Origin of the sequence: Yokenella regensburgei (assembly GCF_051486985.1) — a bacterium.
In the GTDB taxonomy this organism is placed as follows: Bacteria; Pseudomonadota; Gammaproteobacteria; order Enterobacterales; family Enterobacteriaceae; genus CBFFRJ01.
In genome coordinates this window covers 1-1,167 of sequence record NZ_JAHVDV010000087.1, presented here as the reverse complement: position 1 = coordinate 1,167, position 1,167 = coordinate 1, and the positions used below count along the sequence as shown (strand labels likewise).

At 51.2% G+C, this 1,167-nt stretch carries 1 protein-coding gene; it reads left to right on the top strand.

Features of this window, described 5'->3' with window-relative positions; translation table 11 throughout:
- Position 1: 1 nt before the first annotated feature.
- Positions 2 to 1,149 (top strand): IS3 family transposase gene (locus KXR87_RS23530; RefSeq protein WP_437434587.1). Its coding sequence is split into 2 segments (ribosomal slippage): positions 2 to 239 and positions 239 to 1,149, totalling 1,149 coding nucleotides; the frame shifts between segments, so codons are not numbered across the junction.
- Positions 1,150 to 1,167 lie beyond the last annotated feature (18 nt).

The window sequence follows — 1,167 nt, the reverse complement described above, 5'->3', positions numbered from 1 at the left end:
CATGAGCGGTAAACGTTATCCCGAAGAGTTTAAAATTGAAGCAGTCAAACAGGTTATTGATCGCGGTCATTCTGTTTCCAGTGTTGCAACACGTCTCGATATCACCACCCACAGCCTTTACGCCTGGATAAAGAAGTACGGTCCGGACTCATCCACTAATAAAGAACAGTCAGATGTTCAGGCCGAGATCCGCCGACTCCAGAAGGAGTTGAAGCGGGTTACTGACGAACGGGACATAKTAAAAAAAGCCGCGGCGTACTTCGCAAAGCTGTCCGACTGAGGTACGCCTTTATTCGTGACAACTCCCGTTGCTGGCCTGTCCGTCTGCTCTGCAGGGTGCTGGATGTTCATCCCAGTGGCTTTTACGCCTGGTTTAAGCAACCGTATTCTCAGCGCCACCAGTCAGACCTGAGACTGACGGGACAGATCAAACAGTTCTGGCTGGAGTCCGGTTGCGTTTATGGTTATCGCARGATCCATCTGGACTTGCGGGATAGCGGGCAACAGTGCGGAGTGAACAGAGTCTGGCGACTGATGAATCGTGCCGGGATAAAGGCTCAGGTCGGGTACCGGAGCCCGYGGGCACGCAAAGGCGAGGCCAGYATTGTATCGCCCAACAGGYTCCAGCGACAGKTCAATCCTGATGCTCCGGATAAGCGTTGGGTAACGGACATAACCTACATCAGGACCCACGAAGGCTGGCTGTATCTTGCTGTGGTTGTTGATCTGTTCTCACGCAAAATTATCGGCTGGTCAATGCAATCCCGGATGACAAAGGACATTGTCCTGAACGCACTGCTGATGGCTGTATGGCGGCGTAATCCTCAAAAACAGGTGCTGGTTCACTCGGACCAGGGCAGTCAGTACACAAGCCATGAGTGGCAGTCGTTCCTGAAATCACACGGTCTGGAGGGGAGCATGAGTCGTCGCGGTAACTGTCACGATAATGCGGTTGCAGAAAGCTTTTTCCAGTTGCTGAAACGCGAACGGATAAAGAAAAAGATCTACGGAACGCGGGAAGAAGCCCGCAGCGATATTTTTGATTACATCGAAATGTCTTATAACAGTAAGCGACGGCATGGTTCGAGCAATCAGATGTCACCGACAGAATATGAAAACCAGTATTATCAACGGCTCGGAAGTGTCTAGATTATCCGTGGCGATTCA